The organism is Aureimonas populi (genome assembly GCF_017815515.1).
GTDB classification, from domain to species: Bacteria; Pseudomonadota; Alphaproteobacteria; order Rhizobiales; family Rhizobiaceae; genus Aureimonas; species Aureimonas populi.
The window spans coordinates 3,080,708-3,097,048 of the sequence record NZ_CP072611.1 but is presented as its reverse complement, the minus strand read 5'-3'; the positions used below and the strand labels follow the sequence as shown (position 1 = coordinate 3,097,048).

Annotated in this window: 17 protein-coding genes; 10 read left to right on the top strand and 7 right to left on the bottom strand. The window is 67.6% G+C overall.

Annotated features, from left to right (window positions below; all coding sequences use genetic code 11):
- From J7654_RS14640 to rnhA, 7 genes are all read left to right on the top strand, one after another.
- The gene (locus J7654_RS14640) at positions 1 to 615 is read left to right on the top strand and encodes a cytochrome c oxidase assembly protein (protein WP_209736613.1); all 615 of its coding nucleotides are present in this window, start codon (positions 1 to 3) and stop codon (positions 613 to 615) included.
- Between the two features lie 114 nt (positions 616 to 729).
- Positions 730 to 1,602, top strand: a complete 873-nt coding sequence (locus J7654_RS14635; RefSeq protein ID WP_209736612.1) for a cytochrome c oxidase subunit 3 — start codon at positions 730 to 732, stop codon at positions 1,600 to 1,602.
- 81 nt (positions 1,603 to 1,683) lie between these two features.
- Positions 1,684 to 2,073, top strand: a complete 390-nt coding sequence (locus J7654_RS14630; protein WP_209736611.1) for a DUF983 domain-containing protein — start codon at positions 1,684 to 1,686, stop codon at positions 2,071 to 2,073.
- A gap of 4 nt (positions 2,074 to 2,077) precedes the next feature.
- The gene (locus tag J7654_RS14625; protein ID WP_209736610.1) at positions 2,078 to 2,845 is read left to right on the top strand and encodes an SURF1 family protein; all 768 of its coding nucleotides are present in this window, start codon (positions 2,078 to 2,080) and stop codon (positions 2,843 to 2,845) included.
- A gap of 52 nt (positions 2,846 to 2,897) precedes the next feature.
- Entirely contained in the window at positions 2,898 to 3,905 is a 1,008-nt protein-coding gene (gene ispH, locus J7654_RS14620) for a 4-hydroxy-3-methylbut-2-enyl diphosphate reductase (protein WP_209736609.1), read from the top strand.
- The gene (locus J7654_RS14615; protein ID WP_209736608.1) at positions 3,905 to 4,885 is read left to right on the top strand and encodes a homoserine kinase; all 981 of its coding nucleotides are present in this window, start codon (positions 3,905 to 3,907) and stop codon (positions 4,883 to 4,885) included. The genes ispH and J7654_RS14615 overlap by 1 nt, the downstream gene beginning before the upstream one ends.
- The gene (rnhA, locus tag J7654_RS14610) at positions 4,882 to 5,358 is read left to right on the top strand and encodes a ribonuclease HI (protein WP_209736607.1); all 477 of its coding nucleotides are present in this window, start codon (positions 4,882 to 4,884) and stop codon (positions 5,356 to 5,358) included. Before J7654_RS14615 ends, rnhA begins: the two co-directional genes overlap by 4 nt.
- 18 nt (positions 5,359 to 5,376) lie before the next feature.
- Here the strand turns inward: rnhA and J7654_RS14605 are convergent, their stop codons facing one another.
- Both J7654_RS14605 and J7654_RS14600 read right to left on the bottom strand, forming a co-directional pair.
- Positions 5,377 to 5,862, bottom strand: coding sequence for a peroxiredoxin (locus tag J7654_RS14605; RefSeq protein ID WP_209736606.1), 486 nt, complete (start codon positions 5,860 to 5,862; stop codon positions 5,377 to 5,379).
- Positions 5,863 to 5,924: 62 nt separating this feature from the next.
- Complete coding sequence (locus J7654_RS14600; protein ID WP_209736605.1) at positions 5,925 to 6,704, bottom strand: protein-disulfide reductase DsbD domain-containing protein; 780 nt, start codon at positions 6,702 to 6,704, stop codon at positions 5,925 to 5,927.
- Positions 6,705 to 6,766: 62 nt separating this feature from the next.
- On the opposite strand from J7654_RS14600, the gene J7654_RS14595 reads away from it, so the two are divergent.
- On the top strand, positions 6,767 to 7,375 hold the full coding sequence (locus tag J7654_RS14595; RefSeq protein WP_209740588.1) for a YqgE/AlgH family protein: 609 nt from the start codon (positions 6,767 to 6,769) through the stop codon (positions 7,373 to 7,375).
- Positions 7,376 to 7,397: 22 nt separating this feature from the next.
- Here J7654_RS14595 and J7654_RS14590 read toward each other — a convergent pair whose 3' ends face one another.
- Genes J7654_RS14590 through thrC form a run of 4 tightly spaced genes read right to left on the bottom strand, consistent with a single transcriptional unit; the run spans position 7,398 to position 13,719 of the window.
- A complete protein-coding gene (locus tag J7654_RS14590) occupies positions 7,398 to 10,292 on the bottom strand; it encodes a putative bifunctional diguanylate cyclase/phosphodiesterase (RefSeq protein WP_209736604.1) in 2,895 nt (964 codons plus the stop codon).
- 53 nt (positions 10,293 to 10,345) lie between these two features.
- Positions 10,346 to 10,984 carry a GNAT family N-acetyltransferase gene (locus J7654_RS14585; RefSeq protein WP_209736603.1) on the bottom strand — a complete coding sequence of 213 codons (639 nt, stop codon included), beginning with the start codon at positions 10,982 to 10,984 and terminating at the stop codon, positions 10,346 to 10,348.
- Positions 10,985 to 10,996: 12 nt separating this feature from the next.
- Complete coding sequence (locus J7654_RS14580) at positions 10,997 to 12,313, bottom strand: M16 family metallopeptidase (protein WP_209736602.1); 1,317 nt, start codon at positions 12,311 to 12,313, stop codon at positions 10,997 to 10,999.
- Complete coding sequence (gene thrC, locus J7654_RS14575; protein ID WP_209736601.1) at positions 12,310 to 13,719, bottom strand: threonine synthase; 1,410 nt, start codon at positions 13,717 to 13,719, stop codon at positions 12,310 to 12,312. Before thrC ends, J7654_RS14580 begins: the two co-directional genes overlap by 4 nt.
- A gap of 132 nt (positions 13,720 to 13,851) precedes the next feature.
- Between thrC and J7654_RS14570 the strand changes: the two genes are divergently transcribed.
- The gene (locus tag J7654_RS14570) at positions 13,852 to 14,367 is read left to right on the top strand and encodes a hypothetical protein (RefSeq protein ID WP_209736600.1); all 516 of its coding nucleotides are present in this window, start codon (positions 13,852 to 13,854) and stop codon (positions 14,365 to 14,367) included.
- A gap of 18 nt (positions 14,368 to 14,385) precedes the next feature.
- On the opposite strand, the gene J7654_RS14565 is transcribed toward J7654_RS14570, so the two are convergent.
- Positions 14,386 to 15,066: an HAD family hydrolase gene (locus J7654_RS14565; protein WP_209736599.1), complete on the bottom strand. Its 681-nt coding sequence runs from the start codon at positions 15,064 to 15,066 to the stop codon at positions 14,386 to 14,388.
- 150 nt (positions 15,067 to 15,216) lie between these two features.
- On the opposite strand from J7654_RS14565, the gene J7654_RS14560 reads away from it, so the two are divergent.
- Positions 15,217 to 16,338: a site-specific DNA-methyltransferase gene (locus J7654_RS14560; protein ID WP_209736598.1), complete on the top strand. Its 1,122-nt coding sequence runs from the start codon at positions 15,217 to 15,219 to the stop codon at positions 16,336 to 16,338.
- The last annotated feature ends 3 nt before the right edge of the window (positions 16,339 to 16,341 follow it).

The window sequence follows — 16,341 nt, the reverse complement described above, 5'->3', positions numbered from 1 at the left end:
ATGGACGACTCGACGCAAGGACCGGCCCCGAGGCCCTTCGATCCGAGGCGAGCGCGCCGTATCGCGGCCGGCTGCATCGTCTTCTCGCTGGCGATGCTCGGCGCGGCCTATGCCTCGGTGCCGCTGTACGAGCTGTTCTGCCAGGTCACGGGCTATGGCGGAACCACGCAGCGGGCGGAGGCGAACGCGGCGGGCGTGAGCGACCGGGCGATCACCGTGCGGTTCGATTCCAACGCCTCTCCCGGCGTGCCCTGGCGCTTCCAGCCCACCGAGCGGCAGGTGAGCGTGAAGCTCGGAGAGACGCGCCAGACCGCCTATCGGGTGAAGAACACCTCCGACCGGCCGGTAAAGGCGATGGCCACCTTCAACGTCACGCCCCACGCGGCGGGGGTCTATTTCAACAAGCTCTACTGCTTCTGCTTCGACGAGCAGACGCTGCAGCCCGGTGAGGAAGTGGACATGCCCATCGTGTTCTTCGTCGATCCGGCCATGCTGGAGCGCGAGGAGCTGAGGGACGCGCCGACCATCACCCTCTCCTACACCTTCTTTCCGGTCGGGCAGCCGGCCTCGCCGGTGGCGGACGCGGCGGGGGCGAGCGGCGGGGACAGCCTCTAGCCTCGCCTCTCGCCGGCCGGTGGAAAGCGGGCGGGGCGAACGAGACGCGCGGGAGCGATGGAAACCACATTGGAACCGCGCTAGAAACTTTGGGGACGGGAGAGAGGGCGAGTCATGGCCGATACGCACCAGAAGCATCACGACTACCACATCATCGACCCCAGCCCCTGGCCGGCGCTCGCTTCGCTCGGGGCCTTCATCCTGATGCTGGGCTCGGTCTGCCTGTTCCGCTACATGAACGGCTCGCCGTTCAACTTCCTGGGCATGAACTGGGCCAATCCCTGGCTCTTCTTCATCGGCCTCGCGCTCGTCCTCTACGTGATGTTCGCGTGGTGGTCGGATGCCATCAAGGAGGGGCAGGAGGGCGCCCATACGCCGGTGGTGCAGATGCATCTGCGCTACGGCATGATCATGTTCATCGCCTCCGAGGTGATGTTCTTCGTGGCGTGGTTCTGGGCCTTCTTCGACGCCAGCCTCTTCGCCAACGAGGCGGCGCAGGTGGCGCGCGTTCAGGCGCTGGGCGGGCAGTGGCCGCCGGCCGACATCGAGGTGCTCGACCCGCTGCACCTGCCGCTCTTCAACACGATCACGCTGCTGCTCTCGGGGACGACCGTGACCTGGGCGCACCATGCGCTGCTGGAGAACGACCGCAAGTCGCTGATCACGGGCCTCGCGCTCACGGTTGCGCTCGGCGTCATCTTCTCCTTCGTGCAGTACCTGGAATATGTGCACGCGCCCTTCGCGTTTTCCGGCTCGATCTATGGCGCGACGTTCTTCATGGCGACCGGCTTCCATGGTTTCCACGTCATCGTCGGCATCATATTCCTGACCGTCTGCCTGCTGCGGGCCATCGCGGGGCATTTCACGCCCGAGAAGCATTTCGGCTTCGAATCGGCGGCCTGGTACTGGCACTTCGTCGACGTGGTCTGGCTCTTCCTCTTCTTCGCCATCTATGTGTGGGGAAGCTGGGGCGCGCCGATCCACTGATCGCAGGCGGCGATCCGCGGAATCCTATGGCGAGGCGGCCGTTCCTGCGGCCGCCTTCTTCCGTTTCGAAAGGGGCCGATCATGCTCGACGAATCCCGATATGCCGGCGTCGATTCGGCCAAGGCGGGCCTGCGGGGCCGCTGCCCGCGTTGCGGGGAGGGGCCGCTTTTCGCCGGCTTCCTGCGGCTCGACAAGCGGTGCGAGGAGTGCGGCCTCGACTACACGCCCTTCGATACGGCCGACGGGCCGGCCTTCTTCGTGATGTCGCTGGTCGGCTTCCTGATCGTGGGCCTCGCCCTCTATGTCGAGGTCGCCTACTCACCCTCGGTCTTCGTGCACCTGCTGCTCTGGCCTATCCTCGCCGCCGGGTTGACGCTGCCGACCCTGCGGCTTTCCAAGGGGCTGCTGATCGGGCTGCAATACAGGAACAAGGCCGAAGAGGGCCGGCTGGTGCGCCGTGGCGAAGACTGAGCCGATGGGTGAGAGCGAGCCGCTGGCCGAACGGGCGCCCATGGCACGTGGCCGCTACTGGGCGGCGCTGATCCTCGGCGCGCTCGGCCTTGCCGTGCTCGTCAATCTCGGCCTGTGGCAGGTGGACCGGCTGGCCTGGAAGGAGGCGATCGTCGCGCGGATCGACTCGCGCATCCACGCCCAACCCATCGACCTTGCGCGGGCCATCGCGATAGCCGACGAAACGGGCGATATCGACTATATGCCGGTTTCGGCACGGGGGCGCTTCCTGCACGGCGGCGAGCGCTATTACCTTTCCACGCGCGAGGGCGAGGCCGGCTGGAACGTCTACACGCCCCTCGTGGTCGAGGGAGCGCAAGCGGCGATCATGGTCAATCGCGGCTTCGTTCCCTATGCGCGGCGCGACCCGGCGACGCGCGCCGAGGGGCAGGTCGCGGGCGAGGTCGATCTCGTGGGCCTTGCGCGAGAGGCCCCGGCCGAGAAACCGGCCAGCTTCCTGCCGGACAACGACCCGGCCGGCAACAATTTCTACTGGCGCGGCCTCGCCGACATGAGCGCCGGGCTCGACCTGCCGGAGGGCGTGCGGCTCCTGCCGTTCTTCCTGGATGCCGGACCGGGCGAGGCGCCGGGGGGCTACCCGGTGGGCGGCGCGACGGTGGTCGATATCTCCAACAACCACCTGCAATACGCGATCACCTGGTTCGCGCTGGCGGTGATCCTGGCCGGAATGCTCGCCATCCTTATCGTGTCCCAAGCCCGCCGCCGCGCTTGACAGGGTGGGGCACGATCCCTTCATTCCGCGTGAGCCTGCTCAGGAGTACCGATTGTCCGTTGCCGCTGAAAAACCCAGCCTGACCGTTCGCCTTTGCGAACCGCGCGGCTTTTGCGCGGGGGTCGACAGGGCGATCCAGATCGTCGTGCTGGCGCTCAAGAAATACGGCGCGCCCGTCTATGTGCGCCACGAGATCGTCCATAACAAATATGTGGTCGAAGGGCTGAGGAGCATGGGCGCGGTCTTCGTGCGCGAGCTGACCGACATCCCCGACGACGGCCAGCCGGTGGTGTTTTCCGCGCATGGCGTGCCCAAATCGGTGCCGGCCGAGGCCGAGCGGCGCGAGATGCTTTATCTCGATGCCACCTGCCCGCTGGTGTCGAAGGTGCACAAGCAGGCGATGCGCCATGTGCGGCTGGGCCGGCAAGTGCTGCTCGTGGGCCATCGCGGCCACCCGGAGGTGGTGGGAACCATGGGGCAGTTGCCCGAGGGCTCCGTAGTGCTGATCGAGACGGAGGAGGACGTGGCGGCCTTCGAGCCCGCCGGCGAGCAGGCGCTCGGCTTCGTCACGCAGACGACGCTTTCGGTGGACGATACGGCGGGCATCCTTTCCGCCCTCCAGGCCAAGTTTCCCGAACTCCAGGCACCGTCCTCCGAATCCATCTGCTATGCCACGACGAACCGGCAGGATGCGGTGAAGGCGTCGGCGCCCGGCACCGATCTGTTCCTTATCGTGGGCGCGCCGAACTCGTCCAACTCGAAGCGGCTGGTGGAGGTGGCCGAGCGCGCCGGCTCCATGATGGGCCTTCTGGTGCAGGGCCAGCACGAGCTGCCCTGGGACTCCATTCCCCCGAACGGCACCATCGGCATGTCGGCCGGGGCCTCGGCGCCCGAAATCCTGACGGACGAGATCCTGGACGCCTTGCGTGCCCGCTTCGACGTGCGGATCGAGCTCGTCCAGACCGCCATCGAGAACGAGAATTTCCCCGTCATGCGCTCCTTGCGCGACACGCCGCTGACGGCTGCCGACATGGCGTTCGTCAATGGGGAGCCAGCCTGATGGCCGTCTATACCGATGTGCCCGAACCCGATCTGGCGGCCTTCCTGGCGCGTTACGACGTCGGGCGCCTCCTGTCCTACAAGGGCATCGCTGAAGGGGTGGAGAACTCCAACTTCCTCCTGCGCGCCGAGGGCGGCACCTTCATCCTGACGCTCTACGAGAAGCGGGTGAACAGGGACGACCTGCCCTTCTTCATCGGGCTGATGGAGCATCTGGCCGGCAAGGGGCTTTCCTGCCCGCTGCCGGTGCAGCCGCGCGAGGGCGAGACGCTCGGGGAACTGGCCGGGCGTCCCGCCGCGCTCTTCACGTTCCTGGAAGGCATGTGGACGCGGCGTCCCTCGGCCGAGCACTGCCGCGCGGTGGGCGCCGCCCTGGCGGGGATGCATCTCGCCGTGCGCGACTATGCCGGAGAGCGCCGCAACGCGCTGTCAGTCGATGCCTGGCGCGGCTTGTTCGAAGGGGCGGGGCCGCGCGCCGGCGAGGTGGAGGAAGGGCTGCCCGCCGAGATCGAAGGAGAGCTGCGGGCCCTCGAATCCGGCTGGCCGCAAGGGTTGCCGAGCGGCGTCATCCACGCCGACCTCTTTCCCGACAACGTCTTCTTCCTGTCGGGCGAGCTGTCCGGGCTCATCGACTTCTATTTCGCGTGCAACGACATCCTGGCCTATGATCTGGCGATCTGCCTCTGTGCGTGGTGCTTCGAGCAGGACGGCGCGTTCAACGTGACCAAGGCGCGGGGGCTGATCGACGGCTACCGTTCGGTGCGGCCCTTGTCGGAAGCCGAGCTGGACGCCTTGCCGATGCTGGCGCGGGGGGCGGCGATGCGCTTCCTGCTGACCCGCCTCTACGACTGGATTCACATTCCCGACACCTCCTTCGTGACCAAGAAGGACCCGAGGGAATATCTTCGCAAGTCGCGCTTCCTGCGGCAGGTGAGGGATGTGCGGGAATATGGCATCGAGCGCGAGGGACTGCCGGCATGAACGACAAGACGACCGTCGAGATCTACACGGACGGCGCGTGCTCGGGAAATCCCGGCCCCGGCGGCTGGGGAGCGATCCTCGTCAGCGGCGGGACGAGGCGGGAGATGATGGGCGGCGAGGCGCTGACCACCAACAACCGCATGGAGCTTCTGGCCGCCATCGAGGCGCTGGGCGCGCTCAAGCGCCCTTGCGTCGTCGATCTTCATTCCGACTCGCAATATCTGCGCGACGGCATCACCAAGTGGATCTTCGGCTGGAAGCGGAATGGCTGGCGCACGGCCGACAAGAAGCCGGTGAAGAATGTCGAGCTGTGGCAGCGGCTGGATGCGGAGCGGCTGCGCCATGAGGTGCGCTTCCACTGGGTGCGCGGCCATGCGGGGCATGAGATGAACGAGCGCGCCGACGAGCTGGCGCGTGAGGGAATGGCGCCCTTCAAGAAGGGCAAGGGCAAGCCGGCCGCCGCGCTGGCGTAACCGGCCCGCCCGGCGCTCCTAGAGCGTTTCGAGGATGGCGTGGGCGGACGACTTCTCGGCCTGCCCGGGCGCGTCCTCGATGTTGAGGGACTTCACCACCCCGTCCTCCACCAGCATGGAATAGCGCTTGGAGCGGGTGCCGAAGCCGGCGCCGGAAAGGTCGGCCTCGAGCCCCGCCGCGCGTGTGAACTCGGCGTTTCCATCCGCCAGGAACAGGATCTTGCCGCCGGCCTCGGTCGATTTCTCCCAGGCCTTCATGACGAACACGTCGTTCACCGAGACGACAGCGATGGTATCGACGCCCTTGGCGCGAAGCTCGTCGTTCAGCTCGATGAAGCCGGGCAGGTGGTTCATCGAGCATGTGGGCGTGAAGGCGCCGGGCACCGCGAAGAGCACCACCTTCTTGCCGGCGAAGATCTCGTCGCTCGTGATGTTGGCGGGCCCGTCCGCCGTGGGGGTGCGGAAGGTTGCGCTCGGTATCTTGTCGCCAGGTTGGAGGGTCATGCCTGTCCGTTTCACTGTATCGGGCTTTCCTTTGAGCCCAGTGCGCCAAGATTAGCGAGTCGTCAGCGGATGTCGATGCGCAAATCGCGAGACGGTTCGCCGATGAGGACCGCGTCGAGGCGTTCCAGCGGGGCGGGGCCGCGCTGGTGCACGGGCAGTTCGTAGCGCGTGCCCCCGGGCGAGGCGGCCGCTTGCGACGGGCCGAAGCGCCAGCCGGCGTGGCCGGCAACGAAGAGGTCGCGAGGCGCCGTGTCCCCGGCCAGATCGACGACGAGCCGCTCGCCCTCCAGCCGTCCCTCCAGTTTCGTTTTCCCACCGCGCGGAAGGGCCAGGAAGGCGCGGTCGATCGCCATGGCGTCCGTCATCGAGAGCGGCGCGGCCGGATCGGCCGCCAGCTCGACGCTCAGCGGCACGCAGATTTCGCGACACAGGCCGATCGTCGCGCTCAGCTCGATCCGCGCCGTCCGATCGTTCGCCAGCGCGGTGAAGGCGAAGGCGGGCGAGTTGGTATAGCCGTTCGACACCATATCGCCCTCGCGGAAACGGACGGGCGGGGGAAAGCGGATATCGGGCGTTTCGATCCCCTGGCTTCGCGAAAAGTCGAATTGGGGCGCCAGCCCGCTTTCGCCGGGGTCGATCCAGTAGGTTTTCCATCCCGGCTCCAGCTCCACGACAAGCGCCCCGCGCAGCGTTCCATCGGCGGCCGGCGGTTCGGCAAGAAGCGTCAAGACCGCGCCCGTCGTCTCGACGGAGGCGCCGGCGGGAGCGGCGGACGCCGGGCCGGCCGAGACGAGAAGGCCGCAGGCGAGGAAAAGGGGGGTGATGGAAGCGATCTTCGTCACTCTTGCGCCATGCCTGTTTCGTGGAGGATGAAAAGCGGCCGAACGTCGTCTATCTTCATGGCATGGACGAGTTGAAAACCAAAAACAGTGCCCCCGAGCATCCTTCGCTGGAAGGCCATTTTCTCATCGCCATGCCGGGCATGTCGGATGAGCGTTTCCAGCGCAGCGTCGTCTATCTGTGCGCGCATTCGCCCTCCGGGGCCATGGGGTTCATCATCAACAAGGCGCAGCCCCTGAGCTTCGCGGACCTCCTGACGCAGCTCGAGATCGTGGAGAGCCCGGACGAGATCCGCCTGCCCGAGAAGGGAAACGAGATTTCCGTCTGCCAGGGCGGGCCGGTGGAGCGCGGGCGCGGCTTCGTCCTGCATTCGGGCGACTACGATTCGGAATCGACGGTGACGGTGGATGACGACGTATCGCTTACGCCCACGCTCGACATCCTCAAGTCCATCTCCCGCGGCATCGGGCCGCGCTCGGCGATGATGGTTCTGGGCTATGCCGGCTGGGGCGCCGGCCAGTTGGAGGACGAGATCGCTTCCAATGGCTGGCTCACCTGCCGGGCCGATGTCGACATCATCTTCGACCGGCGGCTGGACGAGAAATACGGCCGGGCGCTGGCCATTCTGGGCGTCGATCCGGCCTTCCTCGCCAGCGAGGCGGGCCACGCCTGAACGCTTTCGGGCGCTGCGAGCCTCAGCTCGCCTTGGGCAGGGTCTGGTGGCGCTCCTGAAGCAGGCGGCGCGCTTCCTCCGGCGCCAGCGGTGGCGCGAACATGAAGCTTTGCGCGTATTCGCACTTCATCGCCTTCAGCCGCTTCACGTCCTCCTGCGTCTGCACGCCCTCGGCCACCACGGAAAGCCCCAGCTCGTTCGCCATGGAAACGATGGACTGCACGATGATGGGCCGTTGCGGCTGGGAGTCGGGAGCGAGGAAGGACTGGTCGATCTTCAACGTGTCGAAGGGAAAGCGCATCAGGTAGGACAGGGATGAATAGCCGGTGCCGAAATCGTCCAGCGACAGGCCGACGCCCAGCTCGCGCAGCTTGTCCAGAAGCTGGCTGGAGCGCTCCGGATTGTCCATCACCATGGATTCGGTCAGCTCCAGCTTCAGGGTCTGGGGCTTCAGCCCGTAGCGCTTCGTCACCGCCTTCACGTCGTTGACGAGGTCCTGGCGGATGAGCTGGCGGCTGGAGATGTTGACCGAGACGGTGAGGTTCGCGCGCCCCGGCAGGCGCTGCCAGTCGGACAGGCGGCGCACCGCCTCGTCCAGCGCGAACTGGCCGAGCTGCACGATGAGGCCGCTGGTCTCGGCGATGGGGATGAACTCGGCGGGCGAAACCATGCCGCGCTTGGGGTGCTCCCAGCGCAGGAGCGCCTCGAAGCCGGCGATCTCGCCCGTGGCGATGCGCACGATGGGCTGGAAGGCGAGCGACAATTCGCGGCGCGCGAAGGCCCGGCGCAGGTCCGATTCCAGCTCCAGCCGGCCCGAACCGACCGTCTTGAAGGCGGGGCGGAAGGGCTCGACACGGTCTCCGCCCATGCGCTTGGCCTGATACATGGCCAGCTCGGCTTCCTTCAGCACCTCCTCGGCGCTGGAGCCTTCGCTCCAGCCGGTGAGACCGATGGAGGCGGTCAGGATGATCTCCCTGTCGGTGAAGCCGATGGGCGCGCGCACCACGGTGCGCAGGCTCTCCGAGAGCTGCGCCACCTCCGCCACGTCGGTGCGCGACATCAGGATCAGGCCGAACTGGTCGCCGGAAAGGCGCGCGAGCGAATCCTGCGGCTTGAGGACGCGCTTGAGCCGCCGGCCGATGGTGAGCAGGATCGTGTCGCCGGTGGCGATGCCGAAATCGTCGTTCACCTGCTTGAAGCGGTCGAGGTCGATGAGGAAGACGGTGGGCCGCACGTCGGGGCGCATCGCGGCGAAAGAGGACAGGGAGTCGAGCCGGTCGAGAAACAGCTCGCGGTTCGGCAGGCCGGTGAGCTGGTCGTGCAGCGCATCGTGCAGCAGGCGCTCCTCGGCCTTCTTGCGTTCCGTCACGTCCTTCAGCGTACCCACGCAGCGCACCACCTCGCCGTCGCTGCCCAGCACGGGGCGCGCGCGCAGGTTCATCCAATGGTAGTGGCCGTCGGTGCGCCGCACGCGGAAATCCTGCTCGATGCGCCCGCGCCGGTGCTCCAGAACGGTGTCGAGCGTGACCTTGAACCGGTCGCGGTCGTCCGGGTGCAGGATCGGCAGCCAGTCGCGCGCGGGGCCGTTCATCGCGCGCACCGGCATGCCGGAGAGGCCGCCGGTGTCGGAGGCGGCGAAGATGCGGTCGCGTGTCACGTCCCAGTCCCATATGGCGTCGCCGGTGCCGGCCAAAGCGAGCGAGCGCCGCTCCATGTCGGAGATGATGCCGCTGGCGAAGGAGCCGCCGGCGAACGCATGCTGCATGACGATGAAGCCGAAGAGCAGCACGATGAGAACGAGGCCGCCGCCCAGCGCGGGCTGGATGATGTCGTTGTCGATCCGCCCGGTCAGCGTCATCCAGCCGGCGAAGAGCCAGACGCCGAGAAGCAGCCAGGCCGGGATCAGCATGATCGCGCGGTCGAAGCGGCGGATGGCCAGCGCCAGGATGAGGATGAGGCCGATGCCCGCCGTGGCGGCCATGGAAAGCCGTGCGAAGCCCGAGGCGAACGCGGGATCGAAAACCACCATCACGCCGAGCCCGACCAGCCCCGCCAGCCAGAGCACGGTGAAGGCGGAAAGCGCGCCGTGCCAGCGGTTGAGGTTTAGGTAGGCGTAGAGGAAGACGATGAGGGTGAAGGCGAGCGCGACCTCCGTGGCCGCGCGCCAATTGGCCTCCTGTCCCGGATTCATCGGCACGAGGCGCTGCCAGAAGTCGAAGTCGATGCAGATATAGGCCAGCACCGCCCAGGCGAGGGCCGCCGTGGCGGGAAACATCGGCGAGCCCTTCACCACGAAGAGGATGGTCAGGAACACCGCCAGAAGACCCGCGATGCCAAGCACGATGCCACGGTAGAGGGTGTAGGCGTTCAGCGTGTCCTTGTAGGCGTTGGGCTCCCACAGGCGGATTTCCGGCAGCCTGTCGGAGGACAGCTCGGCCACGAAGGTGACGACGGAGCCCGGATCGAGCGTGACGAGGAAGAGGTCCGCCTCGGCGCTCTCCTGCCGCTCCAGCGCGAAGCCTTCCGACGGGGTGATGGCGGCGATGCGACGCGAGCCGAGATCGGGCCAGACGGTGCCCGAGCCGGGCAGCTTGAAGTGCGGCGCGACCACGAGCCGGTCGATCTGGGTATCGGCGTTGTTGGCGAGCGCGAAGACGGCCCATTGCGCGTCCGCCCGCCCGGACGCCGATTCGACCTCGATGCGCCGCACGATCCCGTCCGCCCCCGGCACGGTGGAGACCTGGAAGCTCGTGCCGCTCGCCTGCTGGATGAGGACGGCCGGCAGGAGGTCGATCGCCGTGTCGTCCCGCGAGATCCCGACCGGCTGCAATTCGGCGGCCAGCACCGGGGAAAGCGAGGCGACGGCCGAGCCCAGGAGCAGAAGGATCGCAAGAAGGAGGCGAAGGGGCTGCGGCATGGAGGGTGGGCGGAGCCTCTGCGTTCTGTGCGGGCGGGGCGGACGGGCGAATGTCACGACATCACCGCCGGGGCCGGCATTCGCGAATCCGCTCCGCTCCTCGCCGGGGAAGACGACCATTCTTCGGCAAGCAGCGCATAAAGATGGTGGTCCTCCCACGTTCCCGCGATCATCAGGTATTTACGCAGAAGCCCCTCGCGGCGAAAACCGGATTTCATCAGGAGCGCGTTGGAGCGCTGGTTGGAGGGAAGGCACGCCGCTTCCAGCCGATGCAGGCGTTCCACCTCGAAGGCGAAGGTGCAGACGAGGTCTATGGCGCGGCCCATATGGCCTTGCCCCGCATAACGCTCTCCCATCCAGTAGCCGAGCGTCGCGGTCTGCGCCACACCCCGGCGCACGAGGCCGAGCGTGAGCCCGCCATAGAGGGTGCGCCCGCTCTCGTCGAAGATGAAGAAGCCGTAGCCGGTGCGTTCGCGCGCATCCTGCCGGTAGCGCATGAGGCGCAGGCGATAGCTTTTCGCGCTCAGCTCGTCCTCGCTCCAGGCCGGCTCCCACGGGGTCAGGAAGTCCCGGCTTTCATAGCGCAGCGCGCTCCATTGCCGGTAGTCCGAGCCGCGCGGCAGGCGCAGGACGAGCCCGTTTCCCCGCAGGACGGGTAAGGGGGCGCCGGTCAGCCAGTCGAGGAGACGCACCGGTGGGACGCCTCAGCCGACCGCCGCCGCCGCCGTTCGGGCCCCCGGCCCGGCCTGCGCGCCCGAGCGATGCCGCAATTCCTCCAGGCTCGGCAGCCGGTTGAGCGGACCGATGGCCGCAAGGGTCGGCGTGCCTTGGGTGAAGATCGTGCCGGCCAGACCCGAAAGGCGCTCGGGCGTGATCGCCGAAAGCCGGTCCAGAAGCTCCGTGTTCTCGATGATGGCCCCGTTGAACAAGAGCTGGCGGGCGATCTGGCCCGCGCGCGAAGCGGGGCTTTCCTGGCTCATCAGAAGGCTGGAGCGCATCTGCGCGCGGGCGCGCATGACCTCCTTCTCTCCGATGCCCTCTGCCGCGCGCAGGAGCTCGTCCACGATGACGGGCGCCAGTTCCGCCAGTTCCTCTTCGCCCGTCGCAGCGTGAATGCCGAAGATGCCGGTGTCGGAGAAGCTCCAGTGGAAGGCCGAGATGGCGTAGCAGAGCCCGCGCTTCTCGCGCACCTCCTGGAAGAGGCGGGAGGACATGCCCCCGCCGAGAATGATGGAAAGGACCTGCGAGGCGTAGAAGTCGCGCTTGTAATAGGCCCGGCCCTCGAAACCGAGAACGAGCTGCGCGTCGGCAAGGTCGCGCTCCTCGCGGAACTCGCCTCCGGTGTAGAGCGCCGGCGCGCGCGCTTCGGGGCCGGGAATGCCGGAGGAAGCGGGCAGGGTGCCGAAATCGGCCTCCACACGGCGCACGACTTCGTCGTGATCCACGGCCCCCGCCGCCGAGACGACCATGCGATCAGGCGTGTAGTGGCCGCCCAGATAGGAGCGCAGGCCGTCCGAGGTGAAGGAGCGCACCGTCTGCCGGGTGCCCAGGATCGGCCGGCCGAGAATCTGGCCGCGATAGGCCTGTTCCTGGAAATGGTCGAAAACGATGTCGTCGGGCGTGTCCTCCGCCGCGCCGATCTCCTGGAGAATCACGTGCTGCTCGCGTTCCAGCTCCTCGGGCTCGAAGCGCGAATCCAGGATGATGTCTGAGAGGATGTCGAGCGCCAGCGGCACGTCCTCGCGCATCACCCGCGCGTAATAGGCGGTCGTCTCCACGCTGGTGGAGGCGTTCAGCTCGCCCCCCACATCCTCGATCTCCTCGGCGATGCGCTGGGCGGAGCGGCGGGTGGTGCCCTTGAAGGCCATATGCTCCAGAAGATGGGCGATTCCGTGCTCGCCCTCGGCCTCGTCGCGCGCCCCCGCCTTCACCCAGATGCCCAGCGCCGCGCTTTCCAGCGAGGGCATCTCCTCCGTGGCGATGGTCAGGCCGTTCGAAAGACGTGTGATGCGAACGCTCATGCGGCGGCCCCGAGCGTCACCGCACGGCTGCGCTCGGCGATGTACCGCTCCACCGCATCCAGATCGTTCGGCAGGACGTCGAAGCTCTCCTTGCGTTCCATGAGGTCCGCATGGGTGGGCGGAAGCGGCGGCTCTATGCCGCAGGCGGCCTTGACCGCCGCGGGAAACTTGGCCGGATGGGCGGTGGCCAGCGCGATCATCGGTTCCGTGCCCTCCTGCCGGCGCGCCACGTTCAGCGCGATGGCGCTGTGGGGGTCGAGAAGATAGGCGGAGGCGTCGAGCGTCGCGCCGATGGTCTGCGCCACTTCCTTCTCATCCGCCCGCCCGGCGGCGAACTCGGCACGGATGGCGGCCAGCGTCCCGGCCGGCACGTCGAAGGCGCGGGACTGCTGGATCTGCGCCATCAGCCGGCGGACTTCCTCCGCCTGCCGGCCGCTCGCCTCGAAGAGCAGGCGCTCGAAGTTCGAGGAAATCTCGATATCCATGGAGGGCGAGGTGGTGGCGTGCACGCCGCGCATCTCGTAGCGTCCGCTGACAAGGGTCCGTTCCAGGATGTCGTTGTCGTTGGTGGCGATCACGAGCCGCTCCACGGGCAGGCCCATGCGCTTGGCGGCGTAGCCGGCGAAGATGTCGCCGAAATTGCCGGTCGGCACGGTGAAGGAGACGGCCCTGTCGGGTGCGCCGAGGCTGGCGGCGGCGGTGAAGTAATAGACGATCTGGGCCATGATGCGCGCCCAGTTGATCGAATTCACGCCCGAGAGCGCGCTGGCCTTGCGGAACCGCCGGTCGTTGAACATCGCCTTCACCAGCGCCTGGCAATCGTCGAACGTGCCCTCCAGCGCCACCGCATGGACGTTGACCGCCCCGGACGTCGTCATCTGGCGCTGCTGCACCGGCGAGACGCGCCCCTTGGGGAAAAGGATGAAGACGTCGGTGCGCTCGGACCCGGCGAAGGCCGAGATGGCCGCCCCGCCCGTATCGCCCGAGGTCGCGCCCACGATGGTGGCGCGCTGGCCGCGCTCCTTCAGCACATGGTCCATCAGCCGGGCCAGAAGCTGCATCGCCACGTCCTTGAAGGCCAGCGTGGGGCCGTGGAACAGCTCCAGCACGAAATCGCGCGGGCCCGCCTGCACCAGCGGCGCGACGGCGGGATGGCGGAAGGTGCCATAGGCTTCGTCCACCATGCGCTTCAGGTCCGCGCGCGAGATGTCCTGCCCGACAAAGGGCGTCAGCACCTCCAGCGCGACCTGCGGGTAGGGGCGGCCGGCAAAGCCGCGGATCGCCTCCGGGGAGAGGACGGGCCATTCCTGCGGCACATAGAGGCCGCCATCTTCCGCCAGCCCCGTCAAAAGGACATCGGAGAAGGAGAGGACGGGCGCTTCGCCCCGCGAGCTGAGGTACTTCACGGCAACTCCCCTTGGCCGGCTTTGCGCGAATTCGACGATCCTTCGGCGGTGGATGGGATGTCCGTCCCCGTCGCCTCGTCTGCGCCGACCTGATATAGAACGGCACACTACGATAAGGGAAGAACCGCGCCCATGCCTCTCCATAAACGTTCCAGGCTCGCCCTCCTGTTCAGCGCTCTCGCCGCACTCTCCGCCTGTTCGACCACGGGCGAGGAAGCCGCGCCCCAGTTGGCCGCGGCTCCGGCGCAGATCGAGGGAACCGAAGCGCGCTTCTGCCCGCAGGTGACGCTGCGCGAGGGCACCTCCATCCTGCGGCGCGGCGAGGGGGACGCCCAGCAATTCGTCGCCTCCATCGCCGAAACGACGCGCTCGTGCCGCGTGGTGAACGGCGAGCTTTTGATGGAAGTGGGCGTCTCCGGCCGGCTCGTGCCCGGGATGGCCGCGCGCGGCGGCTCCGTGGAGCTGCCGGTCCGCGTCGCGGTGTCGCGGGGGGCGGATGTCCTCTACTCCAATCTCGGCCGCGTCAGCGTTTCCACCGCGCCGGGCCCCGCGCAGACCTTCGTCTATGTCGATCGCGCGGTTCGCATTCCCGAGCCGACCTCGCGGGGCGTCTCGATCTTCATCGGCTTCGACGACCAGGCCCGCTAAGCCCGGCCGGGAGCGCGCTCAGGCGTGCTCCCATTCCCCGAACGCCTGCACCACGGCGGGAAAGTCAGAAAGGCGCGCGATCACTGTCTCTGCGCCCGCGTCGCTCAGCGCCTCGGAATGGCCGGGATGGGTGTGGCCGGCGCCGGTGAAGCCGACGACGCGGCAGCCTGCCGCCACGCCCGCCGCCACGCCATGGACCGAATCCTCCAGGACGATGGCGCTGCGCGGCTCGACGCCGAACTCCTTGCACGCATACAGATACACGTCCGGCGCGGGCTTGATGCGCTTGGTGCCGACCTCGCGGGAAGAGAAGACGTAGGGGCGGAAGCGGTCCCAGAGCTGCACATGGGTCAGCATCAGCTTCAGCCGCCCCGTCATGGAGTTGGAGCAGATGCAGCGCGGCAGCTCCAGCCGGTCCAGCATCTCCTGGACACCGGGAATGGGATCGACCCTGGCCAGCCTGCGGTCGTTCTCCGCCTCGACGCGCTCGGCGAAGTCGTCCGGGAAGACGACTCCGGTCTGCTCGGCCAGGGCGGCGAGGATGCGTGCCTGGGTGAGGCCGGCAAAGCGCTCCGACAACTCCTCGGCCGCGATCTCGATGCCGACCTCCTTCAGCATCTCCGACTCGACCCGGGCGGCCACGATCTCCGAATCGACCAGAACGCCGTCACAGTCGAAGATGACGAGGGAAAGCGGCATGGAGGTCTCCGGGTTCATGGCTTGAAGCGCAAGGGCGGCGCGTAGCACGGGAAGGCACGGTGCGCCAAACGACGCGGGCTTCATCGGTCGTTAAGCTCGTTCGGTAACTATGATCCCGGTTGTTCAGTTCTGCGTCAGACCGGTGATCGAATGTCTCAAGTCGTCCTCGCAAGCCCCGCCGTCCCGTCCGCTCCGGCCTGGCTGGATACGATCATCAAGGGCGATTGCGTGGCCAAGATGGAGATGCTGCCCGAGAAATCGGTCGACGCCATCTTCGCCGATCCGCCCTACAACCTCCAGCTCGGCGGCGACCTCATGCGGCCCGACCATTCCAAGGTCGACGCGGTGGACGACGCCTGGGACCAGTTCGAGAGCTTCCAGGCCTACGACGCGTTCACGCGCGCCTGGCTGCTGGCGGCGCGGCGCGTGCTGAAGCCGAACGGCACGATCTGGGTGATCGGCTCCTACCACAACATCTTCCGCGTCGGTGCCACGATGCAGGATCTCGGCTACTGGATGCTGAACGACGTGGTCTGGCGCAAGGCGAACCCGATGCCGAACTTTCGCGGCCGCCGCTTCCAGAACGCGCACGAGACGATGATCTGGGCGTCGCGCTCCAGGGAGGCCAAGGGCTACACGTTCAACTACGAGTCCATGAAGGCCGCCAATGACGACCTTCAGATGCGCTCCGACTGGATTTTCCCGATCTGCTCGGGATCCGAGCGGCTGAAGGACGGCGAAGGCAGGAAGGCGCACCCCACGCAGAAGCCCGAGGCGCTGCTTGCCCGCGTGATCCTGTCGTCCACCAAGCCCGGCGACACGATCCTCGATCCCTTCTTCGGCACCGGCACGACCGGCGCGGTGGCCAAGCGCCTCGGCCGCCATTTCGTCGGCATCGAGCGCGAGGACGCCTATATCGAGGTGGCGCAGAAGCGCATCGACGAGACGGTGCAGCTCGATAACCTCTCCATCAGCGTCGCCACGCCCAAGCGGGCCGAGCCCCGCGTGCCGTTCACCACGCTGATCGAGGCAGGACTCGTCTCGCCCGGCGCGGAGCTGGTGGACGCCAAGGGCCGTTATTCGGCGCGGGTGCGGGCGGACGGAACCATCGCGGTCGGCAACGAGGCCGCGTCGATCCACCGCATCGGCGCGCGGGTGCAGGGCGTCGAATCCTGCAACGGGTGGGCCTTCTGGCACGTGCGGGAGGGCGCGCAGCTCACCGCCATCGACGCCTTGCGCGACGAGGTGCGCCGGCGCATGGCCGGCGCCTGAGGC

Coding starts and splice junctions, on each gene's coding strand:
- J7654_RS14640 (WP_209736613.1), top strand. CDS start 1: ATGGACGACTCGACGCAAGGACCGGCCCCGAGGCCCTTCGATCCGAGG.
- J7654_RS14635 (WP_209736612.1), top strand. CDS start 730: ATGGCCGATACGCACCAGAAGCATCACGACTACCACATCATCGACCCC.
- J7654_RS14630 (WP_209736611.1), top strand. CDS start 1,684: ATGCTCGACGAATCCCGATATGCCGGCGTCGATTCGGCCAAGGCGGGC.
- J7654_RS14625 (WP_209736610.1), top strand. CDS start 2,078: ATGGGTGAGAGCGAGCCGCTGGCCGAACGGGCGCCCATGGCACGTGGC.
- J7654_RS14615 (WP_209736608.1), top strand. CDS start 3,905: ATGGCCGTCTATACCGATGTGCCCGAACCCGATCTGGCGGCCTTCCTG.
- rnhA (WP_209736607.1), top strand. CDS start 4,882: ATGAACGACAAGACGACCGTCGAGATCTACACGGACGGCGCGTGCTCG.
- J7654_RS14605 (WP_209736606.1), bottom strand. CDS start 5,862: ATGACCCTCCAACCTGGCGACAAGATACCGAGCGCAACCTTCCGCACC.
- J7654_RS14595 (WP_209740588.1), top strand. CDS start 6,767: ATGGACGAGTTGAAAACCAAAAACAGTGCCCCCGAGCATCCTTCGCTG.
- J7654_RS14590 (WP_209736604.1), bottom strand. CDS start 10,292: ATGCCGCAGCCCCTTCGCCTCCTTCTTGCGATCCTTCTGCTCCTGGGC.
- J7654_RS14580 (WP_209736602.1), bottom strand. CDS start 12,313: ATGAGCGTTCGCATCACACGTCTTTCGAACGGCCTGACCATCGCCACG.
- J7654_RS14570 (WP_209736600.1), top strand. CDS start 13,852: ATGCCTCTCCATAAACGTTCCAGGCTCGCCCTCCTGTTCAGCGCTCTC.
- J7654_RS14565 (WP_209736599.1), bottom strand. CDS start 15,066: ATGCCGCTTTCCCTCGTCATCTTCGACTGTGACGGCGTTCTGGTCGAT.
- J7654_RS14560 (WP_209736598.1), top strand. CDS start 15,217: ATGTCTCAAGTCGTCCTCGCAAGCCCCGCCGTCCCGTCCGCTCCGGCC.